Origin of the sequence: Rhizobium ruizarguesonis, from assembly GCF_017357285.1 — a bacterium.
Taxonomy (GTDB): Bacteria; Pseudomonadota; Alphaproteobacteria; order Rhizobiales; family Rhizobiaceae; genus Rhizobium; species Rhizobium ruizarguesonis.
The window spans coordinates 26240-42241 of the sequence record NZ_CP071680.1 but is presented as its reverse complement, the minus strand read 5'-3'; the positions used below and the strand labels follow the sequence as shown (position 1 = coordinate 42241).

The following is a 16002-nucleotide window of genomic DNA, read 5'->3' as shown; positions in this document are numbered from 1 at the left end:
CTATATGTGGGAACAGCAGCTGCTCAACACCCGAGTGCCGACGATCACGAGCGCGCACTGATTAAAAGTAGGGTTGATGAGACCTCGGACGAGGCATCTCGAAGAGCCACGTTGGTTCCAGCCTCGTCATCTCGTCTCAAACGCCTCGTGCTTCGCCGTGCCAGTGGCGGACGGCGGCGATCACCCATGAAAAAAAATAACACAGGATGTGGCTATGGGCCGAAGGCTGAATGGCAAGCAGATGATCGACCGACAAAGATGCGTCACCTCGCGTCTTTCAATAGCGCTCAGTCTTCGGTCCGTATCCAAGGCGCGGTCACTCCTGCTTTCGCTTGCCGCTCTTGCCTTTGCTCAATGGGACGACCGGTCAGCCCTGGCAGCGGATGATTGTCTCTTGGAGCAGGAGAGGCCCTCGATAAAAGCCGACCGGTCGCAGGAGGACTGGTCGCTTCTTGCGGATCCGAAACTGCGGACTCAGCCACTGGATAGTCTCAAATACATTCCGTTGTTTCCCTCCAATCCCGACAGCTACATCTCGTTAGGGCTCAATCTACGCGAAATCTTCGAAGTCAGTGATGCGCCGGCTTTCGGAACCGTGCCGGCGAACCCCAGAGATTCCTATTGGTTACAGCGCGCGCAGTTCCACATCGACGCTCACCTGAATGAAAACTGGCAACTGTTCACGCAGTTCGAGGATGTGCGTGCTTTCGACAAGACGGTGGTCGGCCCCAACGACGCAAACCGATTTGACCTTCGGCTGGCATTCATCGGCTACACGCAGGAGACTGACGCGGGAACGTTCAGGGCAAGGGTCGGTCGCCAAGACTTCGCGTTCGACCTGGAGCGGTTCGTATCGGTGCGCGATGGGCCGAATGTCCGCCAGTCTTTCGATGCGGTCTGGGCCGGGTGGGAGACGGATGCATGGCGCTTCTACGGTCTTGCCAGCCAGCCTGTTCAGTATCGGGATGGCCACCCTTTCGACGATCGATCAAGCGGCGACGTGCTGTTCAGCGGGGTCCGCGTCGAGCGGCAGCTCTCGCCTACGATCGAGGCATCCGCCTATTACGCACTTTATCAACGCAAGGATGCCACTTTTCTCACCGCGTCGGGTGAGGAGGACAGGCACGTGCTTGATATCCGATCGGCCGGCAAATATGCCGGTTTCGACTGGGATGCGGAAGCGATGGGACAGGTTGGTGAGGTCGGCTCAGCCGACATTCTGGCCTGGGCCGTGGGTGCGAGGACCGGCTACACCTTTGAGCATGTCACCTGGTCGCCGCGGATCGGTCTGCAGTTCGACCTGGCGTCGGGCGACCGTCATGCAGGCGACGGCACGCTTGGCACCTTCAATCCACTGTTTCCAAACGGTTTCTATTTCTCGCTCGGCGGTCATACCGGATACGCCAACCTCATCCACCTCAAACCGTCGATTACCGTTCAGCCGACAGAAGACCTGATCCTGATGGCCGGGGTCGGCCTGCTCTGGAGACGGACGACACAGGACGCCGTTTACACCCTGCCAAGCGTTCCCGTCGCTGGCACGGCGGGTAACGGGCCGGCATGGACCGGAGCTTATGGGCAGGTCAAGGCGGACTACCGCTTCAATCCCAATCTCACGGGGTCGCTGGAGGCTGTCCATTACCAGGTGGGCTCGGCGCTTCGCAACGCCGGAGGCCGTGACAGCAACTACTTTCGAGCGGAATTGAAATTCTCGTGGTAGCAGATGCACCAATGCCGGCCTTTCGCCTTGCGAAAGAGTCCTGACACCAGCGCATCGACCCAAAAATCGGAATCGATGTTCGCAAAGCACGATGCGAGGATTGAAAGTGTTAGAGCGTCCTTTGTGCGTCCAAAAGGACGCACGGCGCTCCAATCTCGGGCGTGCATTAATGCCTGTCGCAAAGTTTGAACGAACAAACGACTTGCTGCCGCATTTCCCTCTTATCTGGGGCAAGTGCCACTGAGGAGAATATTATGAAGAGAGTTATTAGCAGCCTGTTGATCGCAACGGCCCTTGTTGGATCGGCCATTCAGCCTGCTGCCGCACGCGACCACCACCATCATCACGACAACACCGGTCGAATCATCGCCGGCGGCGTTGCCGCAGGTGTTGTCGGCGGGTTAATTGGCGGCGCAATCGCCAATAACGGCGGCCCTCGCTACGTCGATGAGCCTCGCTATGTCCAACCCGCGCCGAGATGCTGGTATGAGGACCGCGATGTCCGCAACCGCTATGACGGCGGCTATCATGCCGAAACTGTACGCGTCTGCGAATAACGGGCTCATAAACCCGCCACCAGGAGGCTCGGGCGGCGCGACTTGATCATATGTCGCCGCCGCTCGCATTCGCCCCCCAGCCGAGGTTCGTCCGCAGCCGCGGCACTTCCTGCAATGAACATTGGCGGCGTTTAGCGCCATGTCAGCTTATTCTGCGGTTATCCTCCTATCGCAAAAATCTCATTGCCATGCGATCGCTGTCATGCGGCTGTCAAAGACGATGAATAGCTGAAAGCCGATGAATGATGGTCCAGTAGACGGCGGCAAGACGCCAAAGAAAGAACGCATGCGCTTCGTCAGCGCCGAGCAGGTGGCGCAATTGGCGGGGGTTTCGCGCTCCGCCGTGTCGCGCACCTTCACGCCGGGTGCCAGCGTGGCGCCTGCAACGCGCGAAAAGGTGCTGCAGGCGGCGCAGGAACTCGGCTACCACGTCAACGACCTGGCGCGCGGCGTGCTTGCCAATCAAAGCCGCCTGGTCGGTATCGTCGCGACCCGGCCGGAAGTGGGTTTTCGCGCGCATCTGGCGGCAGCGCTTGCCAAATGCCTGATCAAACGCGGCAGCATCCCGATCCTCATCAATACCGGCCAGACGGAAGACGAGCTGCTCGCCGCCCAGAAAATGCTGATCGGCCATCGTGCCGAGGCGATCATCATCCTGTCCGGCTCGCCGCCGGCGAGTTTCTTCGAACTCGCGCAGCGAAATGGCCAGCCGCTCGTCGTGATCGGCCGTTCGGAACCCGACGCCGACCATGTGCGCGCGGGCAACTCCGAGGCCTCCCGGAAGGCGGCGACGGCCTTTTACGAAAGCGGCAGACGGCGGCTGGCGGTCATCGGCTCCAACACCGGAACGCCCAGCATCGTCGAGCGCGAAAGCGCATTCTTGTCGACGGCCGAGTCGCTCGGTGTATCCGTCGTCGTCGGACGCGGCAGCGATTCCGACTATGATGGCGGGGTTACCGCCGGGCGCGCGCTCTTCTCGGAGGCAATAAATCCAGACGCGGTTTTCTGCGCCAACGACCAGATCGCCTTCGGGCTGATGGATGTCTTGCGCCTGGAAATGCAGCTGCGCATCCCTGAGGATGTCGCCGTCATCGGCTTCGACGACGTGCCGGAATCCTCCTGGCTGAGCTACCGGCTGACCACCTTCCGCCAGGATCCGCTGACCATGGCGCTGCGCGCCGTCGCGCTGATGGAACGGCGGCTTGAAAATCCTGATGCGCCTCCAGGTTACGAACGCGTCATTCCGCAGCTCGTCATCCGCCAGAGCTTCAGACCCTAATCCCTCCCCCGGCTTTCCGCAGGCGCCATCCTGTGGCAGAAAGGATAGATGCGATCCGGTGGGGAGGAAAATCGTCGAACATGAAGGGAATCCGCCAGCTCGCCGAGCATCTCGACATTTCGATCGGAACGGTGTCCCGTGCGCTGAACGGCAAGCCTGACGTCAACGACGAAACGCGCCGGCGTGTGCTCGCCGCCGCCGAGGAACTCGGTTACGTCGCCAACCAGTCGGGCCGCAGCCTTCGCCAGGGCATGACCAACGTCATCGGGCTCATGCTCGAGGTGAGCCGCGAGACGGTCGAAAACAGCGACGATTTCTTCCTTGGCGTCACTGACGGGTTGCAGAGGGTCTTTTCCCGCCACAAGCTCGATCTCGTCATGCTGCCCTGCCCCGATGACGAGGACCCGCACGAATATCTGAAGCGCATGGTGGCGCGCCGGCTTGTCGACGCGCTGATCATCTCTGCGACACGACGCACCGATAGGCGCATCGAGCTTCTGGAAAAGGCCCGCATCCCCTTTGTGGCGCTCGGCCGCAGCGCGTCGGGCGGCAGCTACACCTGGATGGATCTCGATTTCGAGGGCGTGGCGACGCGCGGCGTCGACCGGCTGGTCGCCAAAGGCCACCGGCGGATCGCCGTGGCTGTCCCCTCCTCCGACATCAATCTCGGCTACCTCTTCCTCGACGCCTACCGCCAGGCACTGCAGCGGCACGGCATCCCCTTCGACCCGGCCCTCGTCATCCGTGTCAAGTCGAGCGAACAGGGCGGTTATCAGGCCGGCCATGAATTGCTGATGATCGACGAGCGGCCGACCGCGATCATCCTGATCCACGAACTGATGGCGATCGGGCTTTATCGCCGGCTTGCCGAGGCCGGCGTCGTGCCCGGCCGTGACCTCGCCGTCGTCGGTTTCCGCGAGGAGCCGCGCACGCTTTTCCTGCAGCCGACGCTGACCTCCTTCCGCATGTCGCTGCGCGATCTCGGCGCGCAGCTCGGCGAAACCCTGCTCGCCACCATGCCGGCCTATGCCGATCATTATCCGCAGGGCGCCCGCAACAGGATCTGGCCGCTGGAACTCGTTCCAGGCGAAAGCGACGCTTTCACGCTCAATCAAACAAACAGAGCATGATATCGCCCGAAAACCGTCAAGCATGATCAGTACCGGCGCCACCTACCAGATCCCAATGATGGGTCGCATCCTGCTACCTGCGCCAGATACTTAGCCATCATCCCAGCTGCGGCTTGCTGCGAAGGGACCTTCGGCTTCTGCGCGTGTGGTACCGGCCGCAGGGCGCGTTGCCTTTTCGGCAATCAAAACATCGAAAATCAGCGCTTTTTCGCAACGCCGTCCTTTGCCATATTCGTCTCAAGCGAAGAGTGAGGTACCGCCGGATGGCCTATGTCATTACCGATCCCTGTATCGACGTTAAGGATGGCGATTGCACGGTCGCCTGTCCCGTGGACTGCATCTACGAAGGCGGACGGATGTTCTACATACACCCAGGCGAGTGCATCAATTGCGGTCTCTGCCTGTCGGTCTGTCCGGTCGATGCAATTTCATGGGACGAGGAAATTCCGCAGGGCCGAGTTCAGTTCAAAGCCGTCAATCAGGACTTTTTCGGCCCCGACGTCACCAACTGGGGCTCGCCCGGCGGATGGGACAAAAACCATACGACCAATCGCGATCACCCGCTCGTCGCCGCCTATGAAAGAGCCTGATCAAGACAGGCCTCGTAATCGAGAACGGAAGTCGACATGACAGCAGCAAAGATCGGTGGCGTCGTCGCCGCCGTACCGACCCCCTTCACCGAAAACAGAACCGTCGATGTGGATGCTTTCCTTGAGCACGGCCGCTGGTGCCTGGCGGAAGGATGCGATCTTCTCAATGTGCTGGGAACGACGGGCGAGGCCAACGCGCTCTCCTCCGTGCAAAGAAGCGCGCTCATGGCCGCCGCCGCAAAGGGCCTCGATGGCGGCAGGATGATGGTGGGCACCGGAACGCCCGATCTTGAAACGACGATCGCCTTGACACGGCAGGCTTACGAGCTGGGTTATGCCGCCGCGCTCGTCCTGCCACTTACTACTACAAGCCGGTCCCGGATGAAGGGCTTTTTGCCTGGTTCGATCAGCTCATTCGAGGGACAGCCAAAACACCTATTGGCCTCTATCTCTACAATTTCCCGCAGTTGACAGGCATCGAATTCTCCCCTGCCCTGGCAGCGAAACTCATCCAAATGTTTCCCGAGCGCATCTGCGGCGCAAAGGATAGCTCAGGCAATCTGGACTATGCCCGCAAGCTCGCACGAATTCCCGGCTTTGCCGTCTTCCCGAGCAACGAGGCAGCTCTTGCCGAGGCGGAAAAGGATAGTTTCGCAGGCTGTATTTCGGCAACCGTCAATATCGACCCGCAATCCTCGGCACGGCTTTGGAAGGGCCAGAGCGATCAGGCGACGCTCGACAGCGTCAGAAACCTCAGGCAGGCAATCGCCGCTCACCCGCTCATTCCGGCGGTCAAATATCTCGTCGGCAAGCGGACGGGGCATGCGGTATGGGGCAATGTATTGCCACCGAACCTGAAAATCGCTGAAGCGGCAAGCCTGGACGCGCTGGACACGATCGCGGCCGAGTTGGCGAGCGCAGGCTAGATACCCGATCTTCTCACCACCGCGAGTAGTAGCTGCGGATTGCAGCCGACAGAGTCCCGGCAAGCTGCCGTTCGCGCCGCAGGCGGGGCAAATCGGCCCTTGCCTGCTCGAGCAGTTCGCGCCGCGCTCCATCAAAATCGACGGTGGTCATGCGACCGTCCCTCATGATCTCGCGCCCGCCGACGAATAGCCCCTTGGCCTGGGCTGATGTCATGCGGGTCAACAGCACCTCGGCCTCATCGATATCGTCAAACAGACTGTCAGCCGTCAGGGCATCATAATCGATCACCACGAAATCCTGGCTGGCCGGTGCGTTGAGCACCTTGGCGCCGATGTGAATGGCGGCATCGAAAATCTGGGCGGCGGTGAACCGGCGATTGAGCTCGCGTCCGCCATGCAGCAGGTGGATAAGCCGCATTTCGCGCCAGAGATCCTGATCGTCGTCGAAGCCTGACCCGTCGAGGCCAATGGCAAGAGCCGGCCCTTTCTCTGCCACGAGCGAAATCGGCGCAATGCCGGAGCGCAGACGCAGATTGGCCGAGGGATTGCTGACGAGCTGCACACCCCTTTCCGCCAGAAGCTCGCATTCCGCCGGCTGCAACTGCACGCCATGGGCAACCGCCAGCCGCGACGACAGGAAACCGATTTCATCGAGGTAGCGGACGATGCCTTGCGGAAAGCGGCGATCCAGCCATTGCCGCTGCCGGGGGCTTTCCAGAAGGTGCATGTGGATGCGCCGGCCGTTGACTGCAGATGCTTCGGCGATTGCCTCCAGCAGGGCGTTGGAACACCATTGTGGACCGACCGGCCCGTATTGAACATCGACCATCGGATTGGAATTTGCCGCCGCCACCGCGTCGACGGCGGCGATCTGTTCGGCGACCGGCGCATATGCCGGGATGCTCGGCGACAGAGCCTGCCAGTCGTCCTCGCTCAGCAATGGCTTCAACTTCTCCGGCCCGCCGCCATAGGCCCAAGGGTCGAAATCGAGCAGCGGGCAGGACAATCCCAGGCGAATGCCGACGTCGCCCGCGGCGCGGATGACGGCGGCTGCTTCATGGCCGAGCCGATTGATATTCAGCGAGTTGTGGCAATGCATCGTCGCGCCCACACCGGTTTGTGCCAGACGCGCGAACGCCACCAGCGCTTCCAGATAGGCGTCGGTTCGCGGCCGCAGGCGCATGCCCGGTATCCAGACCTCGAGGGCATCGTCGATGGCGCCGAAATCGAGCGTGCGGATACCATATCCGTGGTCATGGGCATTGACGGGCGACGGCATCACCAGATCGCCCGGGCCGAGCGCGGCAAACACGCTTTGCGCGACCGGAAACCGTGCGGCGCCATCAAAACGCTCCGCAGACTGATGGCCGGGGCGAAGCAGCAACCGGGCTGATGGGGTCATCTTCGCTACCTCTGGATCACGGCATGGATCTTGTCGCTGAACTTCTTCAGCTCGACGCTCATCGACTCGATCACCACCTCGGCTGCATGGGTAAGCTGGCGTTGACGCGGCACGACGATGCCGACCTGCAGATTGTGCAATTGCGAGCCGGCGATGTGCAGAGCAACGACCTCTCCGGCATCGAGCTCGTCCAGAAGGCCAAGCGGCGTGAAGAAGGCGACACCCTCGCCTGACAGGATCAGCGGTTTGAGCATCATCTGATTGTTGGTCGCCACCAGCGTACGGCCGACACGGTTGAGCGCACCGAGCTCGACGGCGATCATCGAGCTCATGACCTCGTTGTCGAGCTGCAGCAGCAGCTTGAACTGTGCGCATTCCTGCAGCGTCACCGATTTCTGCCGCGCCAGCGGATGATTGCGCGACACCATCGCCATCAGCGGCATCGGAACGCCGTAGACCAGCTTGATGTCATGCGGTCGGGCAAGATCGAAGGTGACGCCGATATCGACATCGCCGTCGGCGAGAAAATGGAAAATGCTGGTGTAGTTGTCATAGCGGATGCGAAAGTCGACCGCCGGATGCCACCTGTGAAAGCCCATCACGAATTCCGGCAGGAACTGGATGGCGAGACTATCGAGGGAGGCGATATGGACCCGTCCGGCGCATTTGCCCTGGAGGTCACCGAGATCGGATTTCATGATCTCGTATTTCAGCAGCGTATCCTTGGCATGCTTCAGCACGATCTCGCCGGCCGCCGTCAGTCGCAGGCCGTCGGAGAAACGTTCAAACAGCGGTGCCCCAAGCTCGTCCTCCAGCTTCTTGATCTGCCGACTGACGGCCGAAGTCGCCACATGCAGTTCGTCCGATGCCTTGCGGATCGACCCTGAACGCGCGACTTCAGCGAAATATTTCAAGATACTGGCGTGCATGAGAGCCCCTCGATATGCCGGAAGCTATACCATGCTCATCGTCCCCGCCAAACGGGCGCCCGTTTCTGCTGGAAGGCGGCGACACCCTCCAGCGCATCCTCGCTTTGCAGCGCCTTGACCAGCGCCGGCGTGCGCAAGGCCTGCGCCTCTGCGGGGCTCAGATGACCGGTCCGGTTCACCGTCTGCTTGATCGCGCGCAGTGACAGCGGCGCGCAGGCAACGATATCGGCAACCCAGCGATCGACGGCCGCATCCAGCTCGGCCGCCGGAACCACCTCGTTGACAACCCCGAACCCCGCCATCTCGGCGGCGCTGAACTGCCGGCCGGTCAGCATGACGGCCATCGCCCGGTTGAAGGCGATCTTTCGTTGCAAGAGCACCATGCCGCCATCCAGCGGCATGCGCCCGACGCGGGCTTCCGGCAGGCCGAAACGCGCCGTTTCCGCGGCAATGACGATGTCGCAACCGAGCACCATCTCGAAGCCGCCACCGAGTGCAAAGCCATTGACGCGGGCGATGACAGGGACATCGAGAGACCGGCGAAACGCCAGCCCGCCGAAGCCATTCACCCGGCTCGCCGCCCAATAATCGAGGCCGGAGCTACCGCTCCCGCCCTTCAGATCGGCGCCGGCGCAAAAGGCTCTTTCCCCGGCTCCGGTCAGCACGACGCAGCTGATGTCGTCGCGCGCTTCGATCTCGCGCCAGATCGTCTCCAGCTCCTGCTCCGTCGCGGCATCCACCGCATTCATGCGGTCAGCACGATCCAGGGTGACGCGGGCGACACGATCTCCGACGGAAAACCCGACACTCATGCCGCATTTCCCTGCAACCTGCCGAGAGAGCCGAGGATCTCGTCATTGTGCTGGCCGAGCTGCGGCGGCGGAATGCGCACCGCGACCTCAGCCGCCGACATGTCGATCGGCGAGCCGATGAGGCGGATCGGGCCGGCTGCCGTCTCGCCGGCCTCCAGGATCATCTTGTTGATGATCGTCTGCTCGTCCTTCAGTGCTTCCGGCAGGGAGCGGACAGGCGCGCAGAGGATGTCGACATCCTCCAGGCGCTGCAGCCAATGCGCCGTGGTGTTTTTCGCGAAATTGTCGCGGAAGATGGTTTGCAGCTCCGGCCGCCGCGCCATCTGCGCGTCGAAATCCTTGTAATGCGGGTACTGCGACAGATCCTCGATCTCAAGTGCGTTGCAGATGTCCTGAAGTGGGTTCTGCTTGAACGCGCCGACCATGACGATGGCACCGTCAGTGGTCTCGAACACCCCGGTCAGCGGGAAGGCACCCCAGTTGAGGTCTCTTTGACGCATCAGATGCGTCGTCCCCTCCTGCATCTGCATGGCGAGCATGGAATTGTACAGGCTGACGGCGACCTGCTGGCCTTCGCCGGTCTTGTCGCGCTGCAGGAGCGCCAGGAGGATGCCCTGAACCAGGTGCATGCCGGCGGAATAATCGGCAAGCGGCGTGGCATAGATCGACGTCGGGTGGCTACTGTCCGACTTGCGGCGCATGACGCCCGATACAGCCTGCGCCAGCACGTCCTGTCCACCCTTGTGCTGGTAAGGGCCGGTCAGGCCGAAGCCGGTGCCAACCGCATAAATCAGTTTCTTGTTGATCTTCTTCAGGTCCTCGAAGCCGAAGCCCATGCGCTCCATGACACCGGGACGGAAGTTGTTGACGACGACATCGGCCGTCTCGAGCAATGTGAGCACGGTTTCGCGCGCCTCGGGCTGCTTCAGGTCGAGTGCCAGGCTCTTCTTGTTGCGGTTCAACGAGCAGAAGACCGGGTTGTTCAGACCATCCGGATCGGAGCCGAGCGACCAACGGGAGAGATCGCCGATACGGACCTTTTCGATCTTGATGACTTCGGCGCCATAATCGGCCAACACCTGGGTGCAGGAGGGACCGAGCATGACTTGCGTGAAATCGATGACGCGAATGCCGTCGAGGGGAAGGGTCGTCATTCTGCGGCCTCCAGATAGGTAGCGTTTTCGGATGGTACGTCGCCAGGATCGGCCCCCTGCGCCCGCATCTGTTTCTGAATTGCCTTGATGTCGGCCTTGCGCACGGTCGTACCGGCATTGAGTGCGACGACAGCGGCAACGCCTGCGGCCTCACCCATGGCCATGCAGGGCGGAATTTCGCGGCTGGCCTTCTGTGCCTGCGGCGTCGCCGAATAATGACGGCCGGCGACGATCAACTGGTCGATCTCCTTCGGCAGCATTGCCCGATACGGCGTGTAATAATCACGGCCACGGCAGACCGTATCGGCGAAGTGCCGCCGGCTCATGACATCGTCCTTCGTCACGACATAGTCGCCTTCCAGGAGCCGGGTCTGGCGGACGCCGGTCTGCGGGGCGAAATCGACGACATAGGCATTTTCAAAGCCCGGCATTTTTTCACGCGCGAAATCCAGCAGACGGGCGATGCGGGCGCGGCCTTCCAGCTCCGCCTGGGTGAGATCCTCCACCTTGAGGCCACTCAGTTTCGGCATATGCGGGCAGTTGAGCCAGACAATGCCGGGCAGCGGCGTCTTCAGCCACCAGAAGGACCAGCACCCGCCGATCAGGCGCTTGGCCTCATGATCGACCAGCTTGAAGGCCTCCGGGTCCTCACGCTCGAACCGCTCGGCCGCATCCGTGTCGATACCGCCCCAACGCGAAACCGTCGTCAGGATAAAATTGGATTCGATATGCGAGGCACCGGCACTGGCGGCGACATCAAGATCGCCCGTGGTATCGATGACCACATCACCGAGGATTGCTTCCATGCCCGCCTTGGTCTGGCAGATCACACCCCTGATCGTCTTGCCTTCAACGATCGCGGAGGAGAACCAGCTATGGGTTCTGAGCTTGACGCCAGCAAGAGCCAGAATGTCATAAGCGGCACGTTTGAAGGCGTCGGGGTCGAAGGCTGCGGAAAAGCATATCGGATGCGGCATGGACTGCGTGTGAAAGTCGAACAGTCCCCAGCGCGCCCAGCGCTGCCAGGCTTCCGGCGTATCGCGGAATTCGATCAGACGGTCGCGGTCCGTCGGCGTGACGCACAGACCCCAGAGCTTCATGCGCTCGATCATTTCCATGCAGATGCCGCGCACGGTAATCTCGAGCTCGTTGATCATATCGTCGAGCACCAGCACCATGCCGCCGGCGGCGAGGCCGCCGACATAAGGATAGCGCTCCAGCAAGGTCACGCTCGCGCCATTGCGGGCCGCCGACACTGCCGCCGAGATCCCGGCCGGGCCGCCACCGACCACGACGACGTCGGAACGATCGACCACTTTGATGTCGCGCGCAGGCTGATGGATTGTCTCAATCATTGTCGTTTTCTCCTGGTTGCGCGTGCTCAATGCGATCCGGCTGGCTTCCAGCGCACGACCTTTGCCTCGACGATCGAGACCAGGGCGAAGAGGACCACCGCCAGAAGGGCTGCAATCACAACGGTTGCGTAGAGAAGCGGCGAGCGGAAATTATAGGTGGCCTCGATGATCAGGGCGCCAAGACCGAAACTCGAACCGATCCATTCTGCGACGATCGCCCCCATGACGCTGCTGGTCGCGGCGATCTTCAGGGCGGCAAACAGGAAAGGCAGCGAGCTCGGAAACCGCACTTTCCAGAGGATCTCCGTATTGGTGGCGGACAGAACCCGCATCAGGTCGAGCATGGCGGGACTTGCCGCCCGCAACCCCTGGACCATGTTGACCAGCGTCGGAAAGAAGCAGATCAGACCGGCGATGATGATCTTTGGCGCCAGTCCGTTGCCGAAGATCAGCACGAGGATCGGCGCAAGCGCGATGATCGGGATCGCCTTGATGAAGACGGCGATCGGGTAAAATGCCTTTTCCGCCGTCGTGCTATGCACGAACCAGACCGCCAGCAGGATGGCGACGAGGTTACCGAACAGGAAGCCGAGGGTGGCCTCGAGCAGCGTTGGCAGGAAATTTCGCCACAGCGTTGCGGCATTGTCGCGAAAGGCGAGCACGACGTCGGCGGGGCTCGGCGCCATGAAGGTCGGGATCTTGAAGATCCAGATCACCACTTGCCAGAGCACGACGAGGCCGATTCCAGCCAGGATCGCCGGCAGATTTTTCGACAGGGTGCCAAGGGTGGCGTCGAGGATCGCGACCTTGCGCGGCGTGGATGCGGGCGCGGCGCGCGCTCCGGAAGAGACCACGTTGCTCATAGGCATTCCTCCAGCAGAGCGCGCAGATGCGCCGTCACCTGAATGAATTCCACCGTGTCTCTCATGGCGAGCGAACGCGGATAGGGAAGATCGACCTTCATGAACTCCTTCACACGGCCTGGATGCGCCTGGAGCATCAGCACATGCTGGCCAAGGAAGGCCGCCTCGGGGATGGAGTGAGTGACAAAGAGGATTGTCGTGCCCGTCTCCTGCCAGAGCCGCAGCAATTCCTCGTTCAGCTTGTCGCGGGTGATCTCGTCGAGTGCACCGAAGGGCTCGTCCATCAGCAGGATGCGCGGGCGTGTGGCCAGCGCCCGGGCGATGGCGACCCGCTGGCGCATGCCGCCGGAGAGCTCATGCGGCAAGGCGTTTTCACGCCCCTTGAGCCCGACCATCGCCAGCAGCTCCGCCGGGTCGGCGAAGGAACCCGCCGCATGCTTGCCGACCTCGATCGGCAGGCGGACATTGTCGATGACGCTGCGCCAGGGCAACAGAGTGGCGTCCTGGAACACGAAGGCGAAATCGCGGCCCTCCCGTGCCTCGCGGGGCGAACGCCCGAGCACCGAGACCGAACCGCCGTTGATGTGCACGAGATCGGCGATACAGCGAAGCAGGGTCGACTTTCCACAACCTGAAGGGCCGAGCATCGTCACGAACGCCCCTTCGGGAATATTCACCGACACGTTGGAAAGAGCGGTGATCTCGTTGTCCCTGTCGCCAAAACGGATGTCCAGATTGGCGACGGATACGGCGAGCGGCGATCCGGCTGGCAGCGGATCTGGCCGTTTGACGGTGGCGGCGACAGTCATGGCCGTTCACCCGACCTGCTTGCGGATATCGGCCGTCGCATCGAGAATTGCGAAGCTCGCAACGTCATCGATGGTCGGAACCGTCCCGGTGAACTGCTTGAGGTCCGCATAGGCCTTGATCTGGGCTGCCCAGTTTTCCCTGTTCATCGCACCCCAGCCGAATTGCTTTGTGGTGTCGCCGAAGGAGAATTTCGCAATCGGACCGACGGCTTTGAGTTCGCTTGCCTTATCGAGGTTGGGATAGGTCTCGACCAGCATATCGACCGCCTCTTCCGGATGGTCGCGGACATAGCCCCAGCCCTTTGCGGCTGCCGTGGTGAAACGCACCAGCACGTCGGCATGTTTGTCGAGCTGTTCGTCGGTGGTGTAGTAGACATTGGCATAGAGTTGCAGCCCGGCGTCCCAGAGCATCATGTCGACGCGGTCGTCGCCCAGGACCGAAAGGGCATTGATGTTGGTGACCCAGCCGGTGACGGCGTCGGCCTGACCGGTCAAAAGCTGGTTCATGTCCGATCCCATATTGACCATCGTCACCTGATCCTCGGCGATGCCGTTCTTGGCAAGTAGGGCGCGAAGCAGGATAAAGGCCGTCGGCTGCGTGGCGATCGTCTTGCCGATCATGTCCTTCGGCTCGCGGATCGGCGCTTTCTTCAGCGAAAAATAGGTGAAGGGATGTTTCTGATAGCCGGCGAGGAAGGCTTTGACGGGGATGCCGGCGGAGCGCGCCAGCATCACCGAGGGGCTGGAAGAGATCTGGCCAAGCGTCGATTGCCCCGCCGCGACACCGGCGACGCCATCGACATTCGGGCCGCCGGGAACGATGTCCAGCTCGACGCCCTGCTCCTTGAAGAAACCCTTCTTCTGCGCAGCCACTTCACCGATCACGCCGTTAGAGGCCAGCCAGCCCAGCTGCATTTTCACCTGGGCGACGTCTTCGGCAAGGCCTGCACGCACGCCGATCAGGGTCTGTGCTGCGGCCAGGCCGCCCACCGTTGCGACTTTGGATATGAAGCGACGGCGGTTCATCATGAAATGAGACATAATAGTTCCCCTATTTGTTCCCCCGGTCCGACTTTATCGTCGTGTACCGAAGCTCATTTGCCGAGTGCCTGGGGAGGATGGGGAATTTTGGCGTTCTAATAAAGAACAATTATTCGCTATATGAATTGCCAAAAAGGCAACACAGGGGGGATAGAACCCGCGGGGACACTGCCCATCGAAGCTGAGAACGCTGTTCGGATTGGAGCTATCAGATGATTACGCGATCATTTGCAGATTGATTCATCGAAATCATTACGCGATTTTCAGGCCTTCCAAACCAAACTTGGGCATTTGATTTGGGCATCTTTCCGAGCGGTACACACAAAAGCCCACCGGAGCGGGCTTTCGAGGACGGAGTGAATGGGTTTGGTACGCCCTTCACTCCAGCTCACCGCCGATCTTGGTGATAATTCTTGCCGGAAAATCCTCCCAGCAAGAGGATTGCAACGAGAACATTGTAACGAGTCGTCGCGACCAGGGGATAAAATACCTGCCAGAATCCTCCTGCTAGGGGGATTTTTCTCGGCATTTTATAACCCTCCATTGCGTGGCCAGATGAAGAGCGATTAGATTTTTGCCAGACATATCCCCCCAACAGGAGGATTAGATGATGAAAAGTATGAAGACTCTGGGGCGGTCGACTGCCTCGCTTCTTACTGCGCTCCATGATGAGAGAAGAACGATTTTCTCTTTGGACGACGCCGTCCGGATTTTGGGCGGCACGAAAAAAACCGTGTCTAACTTGCTGTCCAAAGCGCAGCAGCGCGGCGTCGTAACCCGACTTAGGCGCGGCACATACATACTCGTGCCGTTCGAGCTGGGTTCGGAGAGCGTCTACGCGGGCGATCCTTGGGTCGTGGCCGACAGGCTCTTCGAGGACAAACAACGCTACCTGTCTCACGGCACGGCAATGGCGATACATGGAATGATCCAGCAACCGCAGATTCTGGTCACGATCACCGTGGCCGATCGGTATCCAGAAACCATTTTCGCTCAGAGAACGGAGATTCGGGTGACCGGGCTTCCGATATCGCAGTTTTTCGGAATTGGACGAAAATGGTTTGAGCACGGATACGTCATGGTCAGCGATGTCGAGAGAACGATCGTCGACTGTCTAAGGCGGCCAGACCTGTGCGGCGGGTTCTCCGAGATCGCCGCCGGAACATGGATGGTGAAGGAAAAAGTGAAGACCAAGAAGCTCGTTGACTACGCCCTTCAGATCAAGACCAAGGCCGTCGTCAACAGAACTGGGTTCCTGATGGCGTCGTGCGACCTGGGTGATGAAGAAGACATGCAGCGCCTTAGGTCGGCATTAACGGATACCTATCATCTTCTCGATCCCACGATGCCGGATGACGGTCGCTTTAACTCCAGATGGCGGCTTCGAGTCAATGTGAGCGAGGAAGAAACACGCATGGCGAGGGCTAGCTAGCGT

The 16002-nt window shown here is 60.9% G+C and carries 16 protein-coding genes; 8 read left to right on the top strand and 8 right to left on the bottom strand.

From position 1 onward, the window contains the following. The first annotated feature begins 241 nt into the window (after window positions 1-241). From J3P73_RS28150 to J3P73_RS38190, 7 genes are all read left to right on the top strand, one after another. Complete coding sequence (locus tag J3P73_RS28150; RefSeq protein ID WP_207580081.1) at window positions 242-1720, top strand: alginate export family protein; 1479 nt, start codon at window positions 242-244, stop codon at window positions 1718-1720. A gap of 254 nt (window positions 1721-1974) precedes the next feature. Then, entirely contained in the window at window positions 1975-2277 is a 303-nt protein-coding gene (locus J3P73_RS28145; protein ID WP_018071557.1) for a hypothetical protein, read from the top strand. A gap of 238 nt (window positions 2278-2515) precedes the next feature. After that, window positions 2516-3556: a LacI family DNA-binding transcriptional regulator gene (locus J3P73_RS28140; protein WP_130737060.1), complete on the top strand. Its 1041-nt coding sequence runs from the start codon at window positions 2516-2518 to the stop codon at window positions 3554-3556. Window positions 3557-3636: 80 nt separating this feature from the next. Continuing rightward, a complete protein-coding gene (locus J3P73_RS28135) occupies window positions 3637-4686 on the top strand; it encodes a LacI family DNA-binding transcriptional regulator (RefSeq protein WP_075224628.1) in 1050 nt (349 codons plus the stop codon). A gap of 263 nt (window positions 4687-4949) precedes the next feature. Next, window positions 4950-5276 carry a ferredoxin gene (gene fdxA / locus J3P73_RS28130; protein WP_003548346.1) on the top strand — a complete coding sequence of 109 codons (327 nt, stop codon included), beginning with the start codon at window positions 4950-4952 and terminating at the stop codon, window positions 5274-5276. Between the two features lie 36 nt (window positions 5277-5312). Continuing rightward, window positions 5313-5747: a dihydrodipicolinate synthase family protein gene (locus tag J3P73_RS38195; RefSeq protein WP_318031896.1), complete on the top strand. Its 435-nt coding sequence runs from the start codon at window positions 5313-5315 to the stop codon at window positions 5745-5747. Then, window positions 5690-6202, top strand: coding sequence for a dihydrodipicolinate synthase family protein (locus J3P73_RS38190; protein WP_318031898.1), 513 nt, complete (start codon window positions 5690-5692; stop codon window positions 6200-6202). Before J3P73_RS38195 ends, J3P73_RS38190 begins: the two co-directional genes overlap by 58 nt. A 13-nt stretch (window positions 6203-6215) precedes the next feature. Here the strand turns inward: J3P73_RS38190 and J3P73_RS28120 are convergent, their stop codons facing one another. Genes J3P73_RS28120 through J3P73_RS28085 form a run of 8 tightly spaced genes read right to left on the bottom strand, consistent with a single transcriptional unit; the run spans window position 6216 to window position 14567 of the window. After that, complete coding sequence (locus J3P73_RS28120; RefSeq protein ID WP_207580062.1) at window positions 6216-7604, bottom strand: amidohydrolase family protein; 1389 nt, start codon at window positions 7602-7604, stop codon at window positions 6216-6218. Between the two features lie 5 nt (window positions 7605-7609). Beyond that, the gene (locus tag J3P73_RS28115; protein ID WP_018071562.1) at window positions 7610-8533 is read right to left on the bottom strand and encodes a LysR family transcriptional regulator; all 924 of its coding nucleotides are present in this window, start codon (window positions 8531-8533) and stop codon (window positions 7610-7612) included. A gap of 35 nt (window positions 8534-8568) precedes the next feature. After that, a complete protein-coding gene (locus J3P73_RS28110; RefSeq protein ID WP_130737063.1) occupies window positions 8569-9345 on the bottom strand; it encodes an enoyl-CoA hydratase-related protein in 777 nt (258 codons plus the stop codon). Continuing rightward, complete coding sequence (locus J3P73_RS28105) at window positions 9342-10499, bottom strand: CaiB/BaiF CoA transferase family protein (RefSeq protein ID WP_130737064.1); 1158 nt, start codon at window positions 10497-10499, stop codon at window positions 9342-9344. The genes J3P73_RS28110 and J3P73_RS28105 overlap by 4 nt, the downstream gene beginning before the upstream one ends. After that, window positions 10496-11854: an FAD-dependent oxidoreductase gene (locus J3P73_RS28100; RefSeq protein ID WP_130665845.1), complete on the bottom strand. Its 1359-nt coding sequence runs from the start codon at window positions 11852-11854 to the stop codon at window positions 10496-10498. Before J3P73_RS28100 ends, J3P73_RS28105 begins: the two co-directional genes overlap by 4 nt. 26 nt (window positions 11855-11880) lie before the next feature. Then, entirely contained in the window at window positions 11881-12717 is an 837-nt protein-coding gene (locus J3P73_RS28095; protein ID WP_130698986.1) for an ABC transporter permease, read from the bottom strand. Continuing rightward, on the bottom strand, window positions 12714-13526 hold the full coding sequence (locus J3P73_RS28090) for an ABC transporter ATP-binding protein (protein ID WP_130698985.1): 813 nt from the start codon (window positions 13524-13526) through the stop codon (window positions 12714-12716). Before J3P73_RS28090 ends, J3P73_RS28095 begins: the two co-directional genes overlap by 4 nt. 6 nt (window positions 13527-13532) lie before the next feature. After that, window positions 13533-14567 (bottom strand): ABC transporter substrate-binding protein, encoded by a 1035-nt coding sequence (locus J3P73_RS28085; RefSeq protein WP_130698984.1) that lies wholly within the window; start codon window positions 14565-14567, stop codon window positions 13533-13535. Window positions 14568-15174: 607 nt separating this feature from the next. On the opposite strand from J3P73_RS28085, the gene J3P73_RS28080 reads away from it, so the two are divergent. Further along, window positions 15175-15999, top strand: a complete 825-nt coding sequence (locus J3P73_RS28080; RefSeq protein ID WP_027690062.1) for a type IV toxin-antitoxin system AbiEi family antitoxin domain-containing protein — start codon at window positions 15175-15177, stop codon at window positions 15997-15999. The last annotated feature ends 3 nt before the right edge of the window (window positions 16000-16002 follow it).

Coding starts and splice junctions, on each gene's coding strand:
- J3P73_RS28085 (WP_130698984.1), bottom strand. CDS start 14,567: ATGTCTCATTTCATGATGAACCGCCGTCGCTTCATATCCAAAGTCGCA.
- J3P73_RS28110 (WP_130737063.1), bottom strand. CDS start 9,345: ATGAGTGTCGGGTTTTCCGTCGGAGATCGTGTCGCCCGCGTCACCCTG.
- fdxA (WP_003548346.1), top strand. CDS start 4,950: ATGGCCTATGTCATTACCGATCCCTGTATCGACGTTAAGGATGGCGAT.
- J3P73_RS38195 (WP_318031896.1), top strand. CDS start 5,313: ATGACAGCAGCAAAGATCGGTGGCGTCGTCGCCGCCGTACCGACCCCC.
- J3P73_RS28150 (WP_207580081.1), top strand. CDS start 242: ATGATCGACCGACAAAGATGCGTCACCTCGCGTCTTTCAATAGCGCTC.
- J3P73_RS28115 (WP_018071562.1), bottom strand. CDS start 8,533: ATGCACGCCAGTATCTTGAAATATTTCGCTGAAGTCGCGCGTTCAGGG.
- J3P73_RS28135 (WP_075224628.1), top strand. CDS start 3,637: ATGAAGGGAATCCGCCAGCTCGCCGAGCATCTCGACATTTCGATCGGA.
- J3P73_RS28080 (WP_027690062.1), top strand. CDS start 15,175: ATGATGAAAAGTATGAAGACTCTGGGGCGGTCGACTGCCTCGCTTCTT.
- J3P73_RS28145 (WP_018071557.1), top strand. CDS start 1,975: ATGAAGAGAGTTATTAGCAGCCTGTTGATCGCAACGGCCCTTGTTGGA.
- J3P73_RS28120 (WP_207580062.1), bottom strand. CDS start 7,604: ATGACCCCATCAGCCCGGTTGCTGCTTCGCCCCGGCCATCAGTCTGCG.
- J3P73_RS28090 (WP_130698985.1), bottom strand. CDS start 13,526: ATGACTGTCGCCGCCACCGTCAAACGGCCAGATCCGCTGCCAGCCGGA.
- J3P73_RS28105 (WP_130737064.1), bottom strand. CDS start 10,499: ATGACGACCCTTCCCCTCGACGGCATTCGCGTCATCGATTTCACGCAA.
- J3P73_RS28095 (WP_130698986.1), bottom strand. CDS start 12,717: ATGAGCAACGTGGTCTCTTCCGGAGCGCGCGCCGCGCCCGCATCCACG.
- J3P73_RS28100 (WP_130665845.1), bottom strand. CDS start 11,854: ATGATTGAGACAATCCATCAGCCTGCGCGCGACATCAAAGTGGTCGAT.
- J3P73_RS28140 (WP_130737060.1), top strand. CDS start 2,516: ATGAATGATGGTCCAGTAGACGGCGGCAAGACGCCAAAGAAAGAACGC.